This is a genomic window from Bradyrhizobium sp. ORS 278 (assembly GCF_000026145.1).
GTDB lineage: Bacteria > Pseudomonadota > Alphaproteobacteria > Rhizobiales > Xanthobacteraceae > Bradyrhizobium.
On record NC_009445.1, the window covers coordinates 2,476,199 to 2,490,511 of the forward strand.

Here is a 14,313-nt window from a genome sequence, read left to right on the forward strand (position 1 = left end):
AGTAGGGGACGATGAAGGCGATCATCGTGGGCGGCGGTATCGGCGGATTGACCACGGCTTTGATGCTGAGGGCGCGCGGCATGGACTGCGAGGTCTTCGAGCAGGCCGAGGCGATCCGCGAGCTCGGCGTCGGGATCAACACCCTGCCGCATGCGATCCGCGAGCTCGCCCAGCTCGGGCTGCTCGACCGGCTCGATGAGTTCGCCATCCGCACCTACGAGCTGTTCTACCTGACCCGCCGCGGCCAGGAGGTCTGGCACGAGACGCGCGGCGTCGATGCAGGCCACGACGTGCCGCAATTCTCGATCCACCGCGGCCGGCTGCAGAGCGTGATCCATGAAGCGGTGATGCAGCGGCTCGGGCCGGAGAAGGTCCACACCGGCTGCCGGCTCGGCTCCTTCACCCAGGACGAGGGCGGTGTCACCGCCTATTTCTTCGACCGCAGCGGCTCCCATGTTCACACCGCCCGTGGCGACGTGCTGATCGGCGCCGACGGCATTCATTCCAAGGTCCGGCAGACGCTGTTCCCGAACGAGGGCGCGCCGTGCTGGAACGGCCTGATGCTGTGGCGCGGCGCCACCGACTGGCCGGTGTTTTTGACCGGGCGGTCGATGATCATCGCCGGCGGCCTCAACGCCAAGGCGGTGATCTATCCGATCGCCGAAGGTTCGAGCCCGGCGACCCGGCTCACCAACTGGGCGGTGCTGGTGCGCATCGGCGATGCCAACACCGCGCCGCCGCGGCGCGAGGACTGGTCGCGACTGGGCCGCGCCGACGAGCTGATGCCGCACGTCAACGGCTTTTCCATTCCCCAGGTCGACTTCGCGGCCATGGTGCGCGCAACGCCGGAGTTCTGGGAATATCCCTGCTGCGACCGCGATCCGCTGCCGTACTGGTCGAGCGGGCGCGTCACCTTGCTCGGCGATGCCGCGCATCCGATGTATCCGGTCGGCTCCAACGGCGCGTCGCAGGCCATCCTCGATGCGCGCGCGCTTGCCGATGCGCTCGCCCGCTCCGAGCACCCGCGCCAGGCGCTGATGGCCTATGAGCAGAAGCGGCTGCCGATGACTGCCGAAATCGTCGCGTCGAACCGTCGTGGCGGGCCGGAGGGCGTGATCGATGCGGTCGAGCAGCTCGCGCCGCAGGGGTTCACCGACATCAATACGATTCTCAACTACGAGGCCCGCGAGGGCATCGTGCGCGGCTATGCGAGCCGGGCGGGCTTCGCGGCGCGGATGGTGACGCGGCAGGCGTCGTAGTCGTCGCTGAGACTGCCCGAGTAGCTGCCCCTCACCCCAGCCCTCTCCCCGTGAACGACGGGGAGAGGGAGCGCACGGTCTGCTGCGCATGAGTCGTAAGCCAATCCCTCCCTCGCCTCACGCCCCCGGAGGCGGGGGCAGGAAGTGGATGTTGTGCTCGGCGGCCAGCTTCACCACGTCGTCGGGGTTCTGCTCGCGCATGTTGTGGATCGCCCAGAACAGCTCATAGAGCCGCCGCGTCGGCGACACCCAGAACAGGGTCTTCGCGGTCTGCTGCGACTTGTTGAAGATGCCGTGCGGCTTGCCCATCGGCAGCCGCACCGTGTCGCCGGCGGTGGCGTATTCCTCAGCGCCGTCGAGGAAGAAATCGAGCCGGCCTTCGAGGATGTAGAGATACTCGTCCTGATCGGGATGGATGTGCGGCGGCACGAAGGTGCCGACCGGGAACGTCGCATGCCAGGAGAAGCTGTGCTCGGTGCGGTTCTTCGGCACGTAGATCTGGCCGAGGATGTTCCAGGAGATACCCTGGATGCCCTCATTGGCCCGGGTGATGCCGGCGATTTCCGGATGGCTCATGGTGGTTTCGCTCCCTGTTATTACTTGGCCGCGCAATCCCTAGCGTAGCGGTCGGCGTAGTTCTCGAACACCTTCTGCACGATCTCCGTCTGGAACTTGCCGTCGGGACGCTTGGCGACCTTGGTCAGATAGAAGTCCTGGATCGGATAGCCGTTGGTGTTGAACTTGAAGTTGCCGCGCAGCGAGGCAAAGTCGGCCTTCTTGAGCGCGCCCGCCACCTTGTCCTTGTCCGAGAGGTCGCCGCCGACCGCCCTCACGGTGCTGTCGATCAAGAGCGCGGCGTCATAGGCCTGCATCGCGTAGGTGCCGGGTACGCTGTTATAGGCGGCCTCGTAGCCGGCGACGAACTTCTTGCTCTGCGGATTGTCGAAATTGGGCGCCCAGTTGGCGCCGCCGAACATGCCGACCGCGGCGTCCTGCTGCGCGGGCAGGGTGGATTCGTCGACGGTGAACGCCGAGAGCACCGGAACGGTATCGGCGAGGCCAGCCTGCTTGAACTGCTTGACCAGGTTCACGCCCATGCCGCCCGGCATGAAGGTGAACACGGCGTCCGGCTTCTGCGAGGAGATTTTCGACAGCTCGGGCTGGAAATCGAGCGTGTTCAGCGGAACGTAGGACTCCTCGACGATCTCGCCCTTGTAGTCGAGCTTGAACCCGGCGACGCTGTCGCGACCAGCCTGATAATTCGGCACCAGGAGATACATCTTCTTGTAGCCGCGATCCTGGGCGACCTTGCCGAGCACCGCATGCACCTGATCGTTCTGGTACGAGGTCACGTAGAAATAGGGGCTGCACTCCTTGCCCGCGTAGCTGGAGGGGCCGGCGTTCGGGCTGATCAGGAAGGTCTTGTTCTCGGTGATCGGGCGGTGGATCGCCTGCAACATGTTGGAGAAGATCGGACCGACAACGAAGTCGACCTTGTCGCGCTCGAGCAGGCCCTTGGCCTTGGTGATGGCGGCGTCAGGCTTGAGCTCGTCGTCGGCGACGACCACCTCGACGTCCTTACCGCCCATCTTGCCGCCGAGGTCCTTGATCGCAAGGTTGAAGCCGTCGCGGACCTGTCCGCCGAGCGCGGCCGCGGGGCCGGACAGGGTGACGATGACGCCGATCTTGATCTTGTCGGCGGCCAGCGCTGGCTGCGCCAGCAGGCAGGCCAATACGCCGAGACCGGCCAGCTTCGAACTCACTTTCATGACAACTCCCCCGGGATGCGGAAATTCAGGTTTATGTTTTTTGCACCTGACCGAATGATGGTCAGACCGCAGCTTGGGACCAAGCCTAGTCTGATGACGCCCCCAGCCGCAAGCGAACTGCTTGCGGAAAGGGCAGTTTGGGCCGTATGCAAGCGTCGCGCCAATTGCTTGAAGGTTAAAAGAATTGTCCGGATCATCCTCCGGCGTAAATGCCGGTACGTTTTTCCTTGCTCCCGCAAGGTCCCGAAGGTCAAACTCATGAGCCCAGCCGACGAGGCTGAACGTGCCCCAAGCCATTCCGTCCAAGTGATTCCGTCATGACGCTTGATTCCGAGACCAAGGCCGTCGAGCTGCCCGAGGACCATGCCGAGGAGCTGCGGCTGTGGCTGCGCCTGCTGACCTGCACGACCCTGATCGAGGGGGAGATCCGCGGCCGCTTGCGCGAGCGCTTCGACGTGACCTTGCCGCGGTTCGACCTGATGGCGCAGCTCGACAAGGCGCCTGACGGCATGACTCTGTCCGACGTGTCCAAGCGCATGATGGTCTCGAACGGCAATGTGACGGGTCTGGTCGAGCGCCTGGTCGAGTCCGGCCATCTCGACCGCCGCACCTCCGACACCGACCGCCGCGTCCAGGTGATCCGGCTGACCAAGCTCGGCCGTGCCGAATTCCGCAAGATGGCGGCCGAGCACGAGGCCTGGATCGCGGACATCTTCGGGGATCTGACCGAGAAGGACGTGCGCGAGCTGATGCGTCTGCTGGCCAAGACCAAGGGCTCCGCGCAAAAGGCCGTGCAGCGACGGCAGGACTGATGCCGGCCTGACACGACGTCGCGGCCGCGCCGCCGCGCGCGGCAAACGCTCAAACAATTTGCGGGCAGTGCACAATCTTCGGCTCTCTTCGCCTCTTGCGTCCAATTGTTTTAAGTCTAAAATGTTTAGGACTGAAACGTGCCGGGCGTCCTTCCCTTAGAGACAGGAGCGTGTGATGGCCACTGCCGCCAAGGTTCAGCAGCCGGAGAGCGCGCACAGCGCCCACGTCGACACCTTCGCCCAGGACAATCTGCCGCCGCGCGAGATGTGGCCGGATTTCGTGTTCAGCCGCCCCGAACTCCAGTACCCGCCGCGGCTGAACTGCGTGACGCATTTCCTCGACCGCTGGGTGGAAGAGGGACGCGGCGACGCGCCCTGCATCATCAGCACGGAGGTCAGCTACACCTATCGTGAGCTGCAGGCGCTGGTGAACAAGATCGCCAACGTCCTCGTCGGCAAGCTCGGCCTGGTGCCCGGCGGCCGCGTGCTGCTGCGGTCCGCCAACAATCCGATGATGGTCGCGACTTATCTCGCCGCGATCAAGGCCGGTGGCATCGTGGTCGCGACCATGCCGCTGTTGCGCGCGAAGGAGTTGTCCTATCCGATTCAGAAGGCGCAGATCGCGCTGGCGCTGTGCGACGGCAAGCTCGCCGACGAGATGGAGAAGACCCGCGCGGTCGCGCCGGCGCTGAAGCAGGTCGTGTATTGGGGCAACGGGCAGCCCGACGCTCTGGAAGCGCTGATCGCGGATGCAAGCCCCGACTTCGCCGCCCTCGACACGGCGTCCGACGATCTGTGCCTGATCGCCTTCACTTCCGGCACGACCGGCGATCCCAAGGGCACCATGCATTTCCACCGCGACATGCTCGCGGTGTGCGACGGCTATGCCCGTAACGTGCTGCGCGCCAGCCAGAGCGACCGATTCATCGGCACCGCGCCGCTCGCCTTCACCTTTGGCTTCGGCGGCGTGCTGTTCCCGATGCATATCGGCGCCTCCTATGTCGTGCTGGAAAAGACTTCGCCGGACGACCTGCTCTCTGCCATCGAGCGCTATAGAGCGACGGTCTGCTTCACGGCGCCCACAGCGTATCGTGCGATGATCGGAAAGCTCGCAGGCCGCGACATCTCCTCTCTGCGCAAATGCGTCTCCGCCGGCGAGACGCTGCCGAAGCCGACCTTCGATGCCTGGCTCAAGGCCACCGGGCTCAAGCTGATGGACGGCATCGGCTCGACCGAGATGCTGCACATCTTCATCAGCGCCGTTGAGGACGAGATCCGCCCCGGCGCCACCGGCAAGCCCGTACCGGGCTATGAGGCGAAGATCGTCGACGACGAGGGCCGCGACGTGCCGCCGGGCACGATGGGCCGGCTCGCCGTCCGCGGCCCCACCGGCTGCCGCTATCTCGCCGACGAGCGCCAGCGCAAATATGTCCAGAACGGCTGGAACGTCACCGGCGACACCTATGTGATGGATGAGGACGGCTACTTCTGGTACCAGTCGCGCTCCGACGACATGATCGTGTCGTCGGGCTACAACATCGCAGGCACCGATGTCGAAGCCGCCCTGCTGACGCATCCGACCGTGGCCGAATGCGGTGTGGTCGGTGCGCCGGACGAGGCCCGCGGCATGGTCGTGAAGGCCTATGTCGTGCTGGCGCCGGGTGCGGAAGGTACAACGGCGCTGGTGGCCGAGCTGCAGGAGCACGTCAAACGCGAGATCGCGCCGTACAAATATCCGCGCGCGATTGAGTTCGTGACGCAGCTTCCCAAGACAGAGACCGGCAAGCTGAAGCGGTTCGCCCTGCGGCAGATCGCGCAGGCCGCGGCTGCGCCTGGCCCGGCCGCGTAGCAGAGACAAGGAGAGACGTTCGTGAGCACGACCAAAGCGCCCACGCTCGCCGTGGTGAAGCAGGACGATTCGAGCCTGCGCGTGCTGCAGCCGAGCGGCTGGCCGATGCCGAAGGGCTATGCCAACGGCATCAGCGCCGAAGGGCGCATCGTCGTCACCGGCGGTGTGATCGGCTGGGATGCGGAGGAGAAGCTTGCCGAGGGTTTTGTCGCGCAGGTCCGGCAGGCACTGCAGAACATCGCCGCGATCCTGACGGAAGGCGGCGCGCGTCCAGAGCACCTTGTGCGCCTGACCTGGTACGTCGTCGACATGGATGAGTATCTCGGCAATCTGAAGGAGCTCGGGAAGATCTACCGCGAGATCTTCGGCAGCCACTATCCGGCCATGGCGCTGGTGCAGGTTGTCAGGCTGGTGGAGAAGGCGGCGCGGGTGGAGATCGAGGCCACCGCGGTGGTGCCGCGCTGAGGTCCGCGCCGGTACGGAGTTCACGAGATCATGTCCCGCTATAGGAACCAGACTCGCTTCCGCGCCTTCTCCTCGATGGCACGCTTGATCTTCAGTGACGTCCGACAGCCCGCGGCCGCGGAGGCCTACGACATCGCGCTCGACTTCCTCTGGCGCACCGGCGCGGTCCGCGACGAGTTCGAGACCTATCAGTTTCTGGCGGCCGAGATCTCGCGGATGGTGGATCGCGGCCAGACCAACCGGTTGAGGATGGCGAACCTTGCCATCTCCGCACATGAGCGACGGTTTGCGGTCAACCAGGCGCCTGACATCGCCTGACCGGTTCAGGCGACGCCGGGCACGATCGCGACGACGCGGCGCGTGTGCTGGTCGACAATGACCAGCTTGTCCTGCACCAGCACGTACTGATCGCCCCAATAGCCGTTCATGATCTGCGTGATCTCCGGCGGGATGTCCTGCAGCTGCACCTGTCCGGGAACTGCCGAGCCGATCATCATCTCGAACTGCGCCTGCTGCACGCGCGGCGCAGTCTGCCTGCGGATGACATCCTTGACCTGGTTGCGCGCCTGATCGCTCAGCGACAGCGGCTGCGAGCTTTGCTTGATGGCGCGCTCGCGGCCGCCGGTCGCGTCGGCCTGGCCCGCCGGATCGTTCTTGCCGACCGCGCTTTCCGCCGCCTGCTGCGCGGGCATGGTGCGGCCGACCGTGCTGTCGGATGCGGAGGAGGGGTTGGCGCCGCTGTTCGGCGTGCCGGTCGGATTGCGGCTGACCAGCGGCCAGGCGATGAGGGCGACGAACAGCACGGCGATCGCGCCGCCGCCGGCCATCGCTATCACGCTGATCCGCCGGCGATTCGGATCGTTGCGATCGTTGGTGATCATGGAACCCTCCGCGAGATGCTGCGGAGCTAAGCATCGTCGCCGGCATCCGTTCCTCCTGGCGCGCCGCGTATGATGCTGCGCTCCGCCTCAGGTCAAATAATCAGCTGAACATGATATCGCGTTCCCGCGACCGGTCCGGTCCGAGGTGTGTCGGTTGATGCCGCCCTTCAGTATCGAGGGCGCAGGGAAGGCCGGGTGTTCACCACACCCGCGGCCCCCGTGCGGTAAAAAAAGCACGGGGCAGGAACCACAGGTGGGCCGAACATGCCGGCCTTCCCTGCGCGATGTTTTATCGGCTTATACGTGGTCTCCCTGGTGCGCCGGGCTTGTTGGCCACCATTGTCCGCGCCATGCGCTGGGCATCGCCGCGAACGTGATACCAGCATCGGGGTATCAGGACATCACGACTTCACCGGACGTCCCGCATCACTCGTCCGCGCAAAAGCGCATGATGCACGACGTCCACCGCGGCCTGCCTCACGTATCGTGACGACGCGTACGTCCCTCTTCACGAAGCAGGTTGGGCGCAAGCATCGTGCTGATTTGCCCGACGACACAAGGGCTGGATGGTGCGACAAGGTAACGCGACGGGCAGTCACACATGACGTCACACACGGATGGGCCACCGTATTCGTCGATCGAACAAATGTGGTCGACGGATGTGCATGCCGCCGGACGACGGACGTGGGAACGCCATGCCGCAGCCATCAACCTGTTCGAACGTGGCCGCGCAATGGCGATGAGAGCAGGGGGCAGACTTGGACTGGAGACTCTTCGTGACGGCGGCGTTGGCGGCCGCGATCGGCGCGGCAGCCGGCGTGTTCGTGGTGACGAGCACCGCAGGCGGCGGTATCGAGCATCAGGCCGACGCCAAGATGCTGGAGATCGGCGTCGCCATCCTGCGCGAGCCGGCGCGGGCGGATGACGATCCGATGCGGTCATGGGCGGTGAAGGTGGTGGAGAAGAAGTCGGGCGTGAGTTTTACGGACCCGCAGCGCGCAGCGCTGTTGAAGCGCGCGGCGGGAGCAAGGTAGCTCAGGGAACGGTGCGTAGGGTGGGCAAAGGCGCGCCCGGGTGGGAGTTGTTTGTTCGTACTGTCCGATCGCGCCGTGCCCACCATTCTTCGTCGATAGACCGCCGGTGGGCACGCCATCGCGCGGCTTACGCCGCCCGATGTCTTTGCCCACCCTACGGACTACGAATCCCTCGGCGTCATTGCGAGGAGCGCAGCGACGAAGCAATCCAGAGTTATGGAAACGGCCCTGGATTGCTTCGCTGCGCTCGCAATGACGCGTGGATAGAGAGCAGTGGCCTACTGATACGCCGAGACGATGTCGCTCACCGCGCGCTCCAGCTGCTGCGCCGTCGCGCAGGGGCGCACCACGTTGCAGAAGGTCTGGTAGCGCGGCATTTCGGAATCGCCCCAGCCCCAGGTGACGCGGCCCTCGGGGTTGAGCCAGACGACGCGCTTGGCGCGTTCGGAGATGGCTTTCAAAATATCCGCGCGCGGATCGAGCTTGTTGCTGCGGGCGTCGCCCAGCACGATCACGGTGGTCTGCGGGGTCACCGAGGCCATGAACTGCCTTTCGAAATCGACCAGCGACGAGCCGTAGTCGGACGAGCCGAAGCCGACCTTGTGCATGATCTCGGCCATCGCCTCCTCGGCCGATTTCTGCTCCAGGATCTCGCTGACCTCGATCAGATGGCCGGAGAAGGCGAACGAGCGGACGTCGCTGACGACGTCGTGCAGGCTGTGGATCAGCAGCAGGAAGAAGTCGGAGACGCGGGCGACCGAGCCGGAGACGTCGCACAGCGCCACGATCTTCGGGCGGTCGCGGTGCTTCCGCTTCCAGGCGGTGAGGAAGGGGACGCTGCCCCAGGCGGCGTTGCGGCGGAGCGTGCGTCTGATATCGAGATGGCCGCGGCGCTGGCGCTTGCGCGGCTTGCTGTAGCGCTCGCGCAGGCGGCGGGCGATCTGCCGGATTAGCGCGCGCATCTCGGCGACCTGGCGCGGCTCGATCCGCGACAGCTGGGCGTTGCGCAGGATCTCGTGGCGCAGGTTCTCGGTCTCCTCGCGGCCGTACAGCGCCAGCGCCTGGGCGACCGCGTCGCGTACGGTGTCACGTAGGCCGTCGAGGCCGGCCTGCAGCCGTTCGGCCAGCGCCGGGTTGGTCTCCGTCAGCGCATCGAGATCGTCGCGCAGCCGCTGGATGCCCATCGTCTCCAGCATGCGGCTGGAGAACAGGCCGCGCTGGGTGAAATAGCGGATCTCGGACAGGCCGACGGCGCTGGAGGCGTTGGCGATCGCGGCCGAGATGTCGGCGGTGTTCTGCGCCAGGAGCATCTGGGCGAGGGGGCCGAGCTCGGCATTCGCCTCACCGCCGCTCGGCTGTCCCGACGGTGGCGCAGCCTGGGCCTCGCTCGAAGCGCCATCCTGCGCCGCGTCGTCATTGGCCTCGGCCTGCGCCGGATCGACATGGGCGAAGAACAGGTCGAAGCAGGCGCCGAGCGCCTTCTTCTCGTCCTCGCTCTTGGCCAAGGTCAGCAGCATCGTGTCGCGCAGCACGGTGCGATCGACGACACCCACACTTGCCACAGCGCGCATCGCGTCGATGCTTTCGGCCGGCGAGACGTGGACGCCGGCGCCGCGCGCCGCGCGGAAGAACCGATGCAGGTTCTCCTGCATGGCGCCTACCCGAAGATGTTCTGGCGCTGCGCCTTGGCGACGAAACTCGTCACCTGCGGCTGCGCCACCTCGATGTCGGACTCGTATTTCAGCAGCACGTTCAGCGTATCCTTCACCACCTCATGGCCGAGCTCGGCCGCCTGCAGCAGCACCAGGACGCGCGCCCAGTCGATGGTCTCGCTGACGGAGGGCTGCTTCTTCAGGTCGAGCGTGCGGATGTCGTGGATGAAGGCGACGAGCTGCCGCCGCAGGATCTGCGAGATGCCGGGCACGCGGCTCTCGACGATGCGCTCCTCCAGCCGCTGCTCGGGGAAGCCGATGTGCAGGTGCAGGCAGCGCCGCTTCAAGGCGTCGCCGAGATTGCGCTCGGAGTTGGAGGTCAGGATCACGGTCGGCGCCTTCGCAGCGGCGATGCTGCCGAGCTCGGGGATCGTGACCTGGAAATCGGAGAGGATCTCGAGCAGCAGCGATTCGAACTCGGCGTCGGACTTGTCGATCTCGTCGATCAGAAGCACGCAGCCATTCGGCTCGAGCAGCGCCTGCAGCAGCGGCCGCGGCTCGACGAATTCCTTCGAGAAGAACACGTCGCCGAAATCCTGCAGCTGACCGAGCGCGGCATGCAGGGTCTGGGCGCCGCCGAGCACCTCGCCGAGCTTGTCCTTCAGGATCTGGGTGTAGAGCAGCTGCTTGGCGTATTTCCACTCGTACAGCGCCTTGGCCTCGTCGAGGCCTTCGTAGCACTGCAGCCGGATCATCTTCAGGCCGCGCCAGGCGGCGATCGCTTTCGCAAGCTCGGTCTTGCCGACGCCGGCGGGCCCCTCGACCAGGATCGGCTTGTCGATCGCCTGCGACAGATAGACGGCGGTGGCGATCTGGCGGCTGGCGATGTAGCCCTGGGCGGCAAGGCCGGCTTCGACGGCCTGGATCGATGCAACGGCTGGAGAGGGGGCCGGGGACTCAGCCACTGACGGTGCTCCGTTTCCTGGTATCAGGGCCCCGGCGCAGACGTGATCGGCGTTTCCGGTCCCTGGACGTTGGCGTCAGGGGAAAACCCTGACTTTTCCTCGCATTGTGTTATGTCCTGGCTACGCGCAGAGGGCGGCTCTGTCCAGTGCGCGCGTGGGTGCTCCGGCCGCATGGCTGCCGGGCGCCGGCGGACAGCCCCCCCCGAAAATCACGCCGAGCGGAATATGAACCGATCCATCCTGCATCTTCTCGTCCTCCTGGTCCTCGTGGTCGGAGGCGGCTGGATCATCGGCGCCTCCAACATGCCCGGCGCCTGGTACGGCTCGCTCAACAAGCCCTGGTTCACCCCGCCGGGCTGGCTGTTTCCGATCGCCTGGACGGTGATCTACATCCTGGTCGCGGTGGCCGGCTGGCGCACCTATGAGCGGGTGGTCAGCGGCGCCGTGATGCAGGTGTGGTGGGGACAATTGGTGCTGAACTTCGCCTGGTCGCCGGTGTTCTTCACCGCGCATCTGATGTGGCCCGCATTCGCGATCATCGCCAGCATGTTCGTGCTGATCGTGACCTTCATCGTCATGCAATGGCGCGCGGACCGGATCGCGGCGCTGCTGTTCGTGCCCTATGCCTGCTGGGTCGCGTTCGCGTCGGTGCTGAATTTTTCGGTGAATGTGTTGAATTGAGATGAGGGACCACCGGCAGCCGAGAATCGTAGGGTGGGCAAAGGCGCAACGCGCCGTGCCCACCGGCCGTCGGATTCGGAGATCGATGGTGGGCACGCTTCGCTTTGCCCACCCTACGAGGCTGTCCTCCCGGCAAGCGCCGGGACTCCGCCAACTGTGGCGCGTGCTGCCGCCGCATCCTCCGCTGTCGTCCCTGCGAACGCAGGGACCCATACCGCCGACGGCTGATTGTTGGAAAAGATTCGGAGTCGCCGTTCGCGCGCAACAATCACGGCCGGTGGTTATGGGTCCCTGCGTTCGCAGGGACGACAGCTGGGGGTGGGGCTGGCAGCGGGGCAGTCTTACGCTGGATGGCCGGGGCGTTCGTCCATGAACCTCAAGCAGCTCGAATATTTCGTGCAGGTGGCCGAGCTCGGCTCGTTCAGCAAGGCGGCAAGCGTGCTCGACGTCGCCCAGCCGGCGCTGTCGCGGCAGGTCCGGGCGCTGGAATCGGAGTTGAAGCAGCAGCTGTTCGCGCGCAATGGCCGCGGCGTCGAGCTCACCGAGGCCGGCAAGCGGCTGCTCGACCACAGCGTCGGCGTGCTGCAACTGGTGGCCCATGCGCGCGAGGATCTCGGCGCCAGCCGTGACGCGCCGGTCGGCCGCGTCACCATCGGCCTGCCGCCGAGCATCGCGCGGCAGTTGACACTGCCGCTGATCGATCGCTTCCGGAAGGAGTATCCGGCAGCGCGGCTCGCCGTCGTCGAGGGCCTGTCGACGCATGTGGTGGAGTGGGTCACCACGGGACGCATCGATGTCGGCATGGTCTACAATCCCGAGGCCCAGGCCGGCATCGAGATCACGCCGGTGCTGCAGGAGCCGCTGGCGCTGGTCAGCCACGCGCCGAAGGGCAAGCGCCGCGTCACCGCGCCGCTGCCGATGACCGAGCTGTCGCGCTACAGCCTGATCATGCCGGAGCGCGTGCACGCGATGCGGCGGCTGCTGGAGACGCAGGCGGCGCTGGCCGGCATCAGGCTCGACATCGCCTGGGAGGTGTCGAGCGTGCCCTCGATCATCGATCTGGTCTGCGCCGGCTACGGCCACGCCGTGCTGACCCCGAGCGGCGTCGCAGCGTCCGGCCGCGCCAGCGAGTTGACGATCCGGCCGCTGACCGAACCGGCCCCGACCAGCGTGCTGTGCTTCGTGACGTCAGCGCACAAGCGGCCGACGCCACTGGCGCAGCAGACGATCAAGCTGGCGACGGCGCTGATCAGGAAACTGCCGCGCTAGCGAGCGGGGCGAGGTGCACCGAACAAGCCGCACGAGGCTACGTTCCACGTCTTCCAGACCCATTCTAAATTCAGCATGGCTCATCTGATCTCTTATGCCGTTTCGGAATAGCTGATAGAAGCCCCCCGGCGCTGGCGCCGGCCGGCGCGCTCGGTCACATACCCGGTCAAGCTGCCGAAGCTGCAGGACCCATCCGCGCCACGAACGCGCGCCTGCGGACCTCGGTCAACGCGCCAGAACAGCACCCAAGAGCACCCAAGGGAAGCAGAAGCGATGCCCACGACCGCCCGTGTCGACGTCCAGGCCTTTCTCGACGACCACCCGTTTTCCGGTTTCCAGTGGCTGATCTTCGCGCTCGGCTTCGTCATCGTGCTGCTGGACGGCTTCGACACCGCTGCCATCGGCTTCATCGCGCCGTCGCTGCTCAAGGAGTGGGGCATCGAGAAGTCGGCGCTCGGGCCGGTGCTGAGCGCCGCGCTGTTCGGCCTGGCCGCCGGCGCGCTGTTCGCCGGTCCGGTGGCCGACCGTCTGGGCCGCAAGCTGGTGCTGGTCGGCTCGGTGCTGATCTTCGGCGTGGCCTGTCTCGCCTCGGCGTTCGCCACCAACCTCACCGAGCTCACCGTGCTCCGCTGCGTCACCGGCGTCGGCCTCGGCGCGGCGATGCCCAACGCCGTGACCCTGCTCAGCGAGTACTCGCCGAGCCGGCTGCGCGCCACGATGACCAATCTGATGTTCTGCGGCTTCCCGCTGGGCGCGGCCTGCGGCGGCTTCCTCGCGGCCTGGATGATCCCGCAATGGGGCTGGCGCAGCGTGCTGGTGCTCGGCGGCGTCACGCCGCTGGTGCTCACGGTGTTGCTGATCGCGATCCTGCCTGAATCCGTCCACTATTTGCTGTCGCGCGGCGCTTCGGTCGAACGCGTCCGCAAGGTGATGCGCCGGATCTCGGCCAAGGCCGCCGATGTCGGCCAGTTCGTGATGCTGGAGCCGGAGCACGCGGAGACCACCCGGCGCGTGAACGCGACCGGTATCGGCATGGTGCTGTCGCCGGTGCTGCGGATCGGCTCGCTGATGCTGTGGGTCACCTATTTCATGGGCCTGGTGATCTTCTATTCGCTGATCAACTGGATGCCGATCCTGTTCAAGGATGTCGGACTCAACCCGCAGACCGCGACCCTGATCTCGGCGCTGTTCCCGCTCGGTGGCGTCGGCGCGGTGTTCTTCGGGTTCCTGATGGACCGCTTCAATGCCAACCGGATCGTGGCGGTCGGCTATGCGCTGACGGCGGTGACGATCTTCCTGATCGGGCAGGCGGCCGGCAACATGGGCTTCCTGGTGGTGATCGTGTTCGTCGCCGGCGTCGTCATGAACACGGCGCAGTCGTCGCTGCCGGCGCTGGCGGCGTCGTTTTACCCGACCCAGGGCCGCGCCACCGGCGTCGCCTGGATGATGGGCATCGGCCGCTTCGGCGGTATCGCCGGCTCCTTCCTGGTCGCCGAACTGACCGCGCGGCACCTGACCTTCAGCGAGATTTTCACCGTGATCGCAGTTCCCGGCTTGATCGCGGCGCTCGCCCTTGTGGTAAAGCAGGTCGTGGGACCGGCTGGCCGCGCCAGCGGCAAGGATGCGGGCGCCCCCGTGGTCGCGCATTGAGCGGTTCGCAAGAAAATTTGAGGGAGA

At 66.1% G+C, this 14,313-nt stretch carries 14 protein-coding genes; 9 read left to right on the plus strand and 5 right to left on the minus strand.

Annotation, left to right across the window (positions count from 1 at the left end; translation table 11 throughout):
• Positions 1–11 precede the first annotated feature (11 nt).
• Entirely contained in the window at positions 12–1,259 is a 1,248-nt protein-coding gene (locus BRADO_RS10880) for a flavin-dependent oxidoreductase (RefSeq protein ID WP_011925371.1), read from the plus strand.
• A 117-nt stretch (positions 1,260–1,376) separates the two neighbouring features.
• Here BRADO_RS10880 and BRADO_RS10885 read toward each other — a convergent pair whose 3' ends face one another.
• Entirely contained in the window at positions 1,377–1,835 is a 459-nt protein-coding gene (locus tag BRADO_RS10885; protein WP_008963203.1) for a cupin domain-containing protein, read from the minus strand.
• Between the two features lie 20 nt (positions 1,836–1,855).
• Positions 1,856–3,028 (minus strand): ABC transporter substrate-binding protein, encoded by a 1,173-nt coding sequence (locus BRADO_RS10890; RefSeq protein ID WP_011925372.1) that lies wholly within the window; start codon positions 3,026–3,028, stop codon positions 1,856–1,858.
• A 317-nt stretch (positions 3,029–3,345) separates the two neighbouring features.
• On the opposite strand from BRADO_RS10890, the gene BRADO_RS10895 reads away from it, so the two are divergent.
• The 4 genes from BRADO_RS10895 (at position 3,346) to BRADO_RS10910 (ending at position 6,472) form a co-directional block, all read left to right on the plus strand.
• Positions 3,346–3,840: a MarR family winged helix-turn-helix transcriptional regulator gene (locus tag BRADO_RS10895; protein WP_011925373.1), complete on the plus strand. Its 495-nt coding sequence runs from the start codon at positions 3,346–3,348 to the stop codon at positions 3,838–3,840.
• Between the two features lie 175 nt (positions 3,841–4,015).
• Entirely contained in the window at positions 4,016–5,689 is a 1,674-nt protein-coding gene (locus BRADO_RS10900; protein ID WP_011925374.1) for a benzoate-CoA ligase family protein, read from the plus strand.
• A 21-nt stretch (positions 5,690–5,710) separates the two neighbouring features.
• Complete coding sequence (locus BRADO_RS10905) at positions 5,711–6,154, plus strand: RidA family protein (RefSeq protein ID WP_011925375.1); 444 nt, start codon at positions 5,711–5,713, stop codon at positions 6,152–6,154.
• Positions 6,155–6,184: 30 nt separating this feature from the next.
• A complete protein-coding gene (locus BRADO_RS10910; RefSeq protein ID WP_371259356.1) occupies positions 6,185–6,472 on the plus strand; it encodes a hypothetical protein in 288 nt (95 codons plus the stop codon).
• Between the two features lie 5 nt (positions 6,473–6,477).
• Here the strand turns inward: BRADO_RS10910 and BRADO_RS10915 are convergent, their stop codons facing one another.
• Positions 6,478–7,035, minus strand: a complete 558-nt coding sequence (locus BRADO_RS10915; RefSeq protein WP_011925377.1) for a DUF1236 domain-containing protein — start codon at positions 7,033–7,035, stop codon at positions 6,478–6,480.
• Positions 7,036–7,793: 758 nt separating this feature from the next.
• On the opposite strand from BRADO_RS10915, the gene BRADO_RS10920 reads away from it, so the two are divergent.
• Complete coding sequence (locus BRADO_RS10920) at positions 7,794–8,069, plus strand: hypothetical protein (protein ID WP_041756359.1); 276 nt, start codon at positions 7,794–7,796, stop codon at positions 8,067–8,069.
• 278 nt (positions 8,070–8,347) lie between these two features.
• Here the strand turns inward: BRADO_RS10920 and BRADO_RS10925 are convergent, their stop codons facing one another.
• Both BRADO_RS10925 and BRADO_RS10930 read right to left on the minus strand, forming a co-directional pair.
• A complete protein-coding gene (locus tag BRADO_RS10925; protein WP_011925379.1) occupies positions 8,348–9,721 on the minus strand; it encodes a VWA domain-containing protein in 1,374 nt (457 codons plus the stop codon).
• A 5-nt stretch (positions 9,722–9,726) separates the two neighbouring features.
• Positions 9,727–10,686 (minus strand): MoxR family ATPase, encoded by a 960-nt coding sequence (locus BRADO_RS10930; RefSeq protein ID WP_011925380.1) that lies wholly within the window; start codon positions 10,684–10,686, stop codon positions 9,727–9,729.
• Positions 10,687–10,953: 267 nt separating this feature from the next.
• On the opposite strand from BRADO_RS10930, the gene BRADO_RS10935 reads away from it, so the two are divergent.
• The 3 genes from BRADO_RS10935 (at position 10,954) to BRADO_RS10945 (ending at position 14,286) form a co-directional block, all read left to right on the plus strand.
• Positions 10,954–11,367, plus strand: a complete 414-nt coding sequence (locus BRADO_RS10935; RefSeq protein ID WP_011925381.1) for a TspO/MBR family protein — start codon at positions 10,954–10,956, stop codon at positions 11,365–11,367.
• 369 nt (positions 11,368–11,736) lie between these two features.
• Positions 11,737–12,636: a LysR substrate-binding domain-containing protein gene (locus BRADO_RS10940; protein ID WP_041756360.1), complete on the plus strand. Its 900-nt coding sequence runs from the start codon at positions 11,737–11,739 to the stop codon at positions 12,634–12,636.
• 273 nt (positions 12,637–12,909) lie between these two features.
• A complete protein-coding gene (locus BRADO_RS10945; protein WP_011925383.1) occupies positions 12,910–14,286 on the plus strand; it encodes an MFS transporter in 1,377 nt (458 codons plus the stop codon).
• Positions 14,287–14,313: the final 27 nt, after the last annotated feature.

What these genes read in the sequence shown, in the direction of transcription:
- BRADO_RS10880 (WP_011925371.1), top strand. Translation starts at nt 12, where the DNA reads ATGAAGGCGATCATCGTGGGCGGCGGTATCGGCGGATTGACCACGGCT.
- BRADO_RS10885 (WP_008963203.1), bottom strand. Translation starts at nt 1,835, where the DNA reads ATGAGCCATCCGGAAATCGCCGGCATCACCCGGGCCAATGAGGGCATC.
- BRADO_RS10890 (WP_011925372.1), bottom strand. Translation starts at nt 3,028, where the DNA reads ATGAAAGTGAGTTCGAAGCTGGCCGGTCTCGGCGTATTGGCCTGCCTG.
- BRADO_RS10895 (WP_011925373.1), top strand. Translation starts at nt 3,346, where the DNA reads ATGACGCTTGATTCCGAGACCAAGGCCGTCGAGCTGCCCGAGGACCAT.
- BRADO_RS10900 (WP_011925374.1), top strand. Translation starts at nt 4,016, where the DNA reads ATGGCCACTGCCGCCAAGGTTCAGCAGCCGGAGAGCGCGCACAGCGCC.
- BRADO_RS10910 (WP_371259356.1), top strand. Translation starts at nt 6,185, where the DNA reads ATGTCCCGCTATAGGAACCAGACTCGCTTCCGCGCCTTCTCCTCGATG.
- BRADO_RS10915 (WP_011925377.1), bottom strand. Translation starts at nt 7,035, where the DNA reads ATGATCACCAACGATCGCAACGATCCGAATCGCCGGCGGATCAGCGTG.
- BRADO_RS10925 (WP_011925379.1), bottom strand. Translation starts at nt 9,721, where the DNA reads ATGCAGGAGAACCTGCATCGGTTCTTCCGCGCGGCGCGCGGCGCCGGC.
- BRADO_RS10940 (WP_041756360.1), top strand. Translation starts at nt 11,737, where the DNA reads ATGAACCTCAAGCAGCTCGAATATTTCGTGCAGGTGGCCGAGCTCGGC.
- BRADO_RS10945 (WP_011925383.1), top strand. Translation starts at nt 12,910, where the DNA reads ATGCCCACGACCGCCCGTGTCGACGTCCAGGCCTTTCTCGACGACCAC.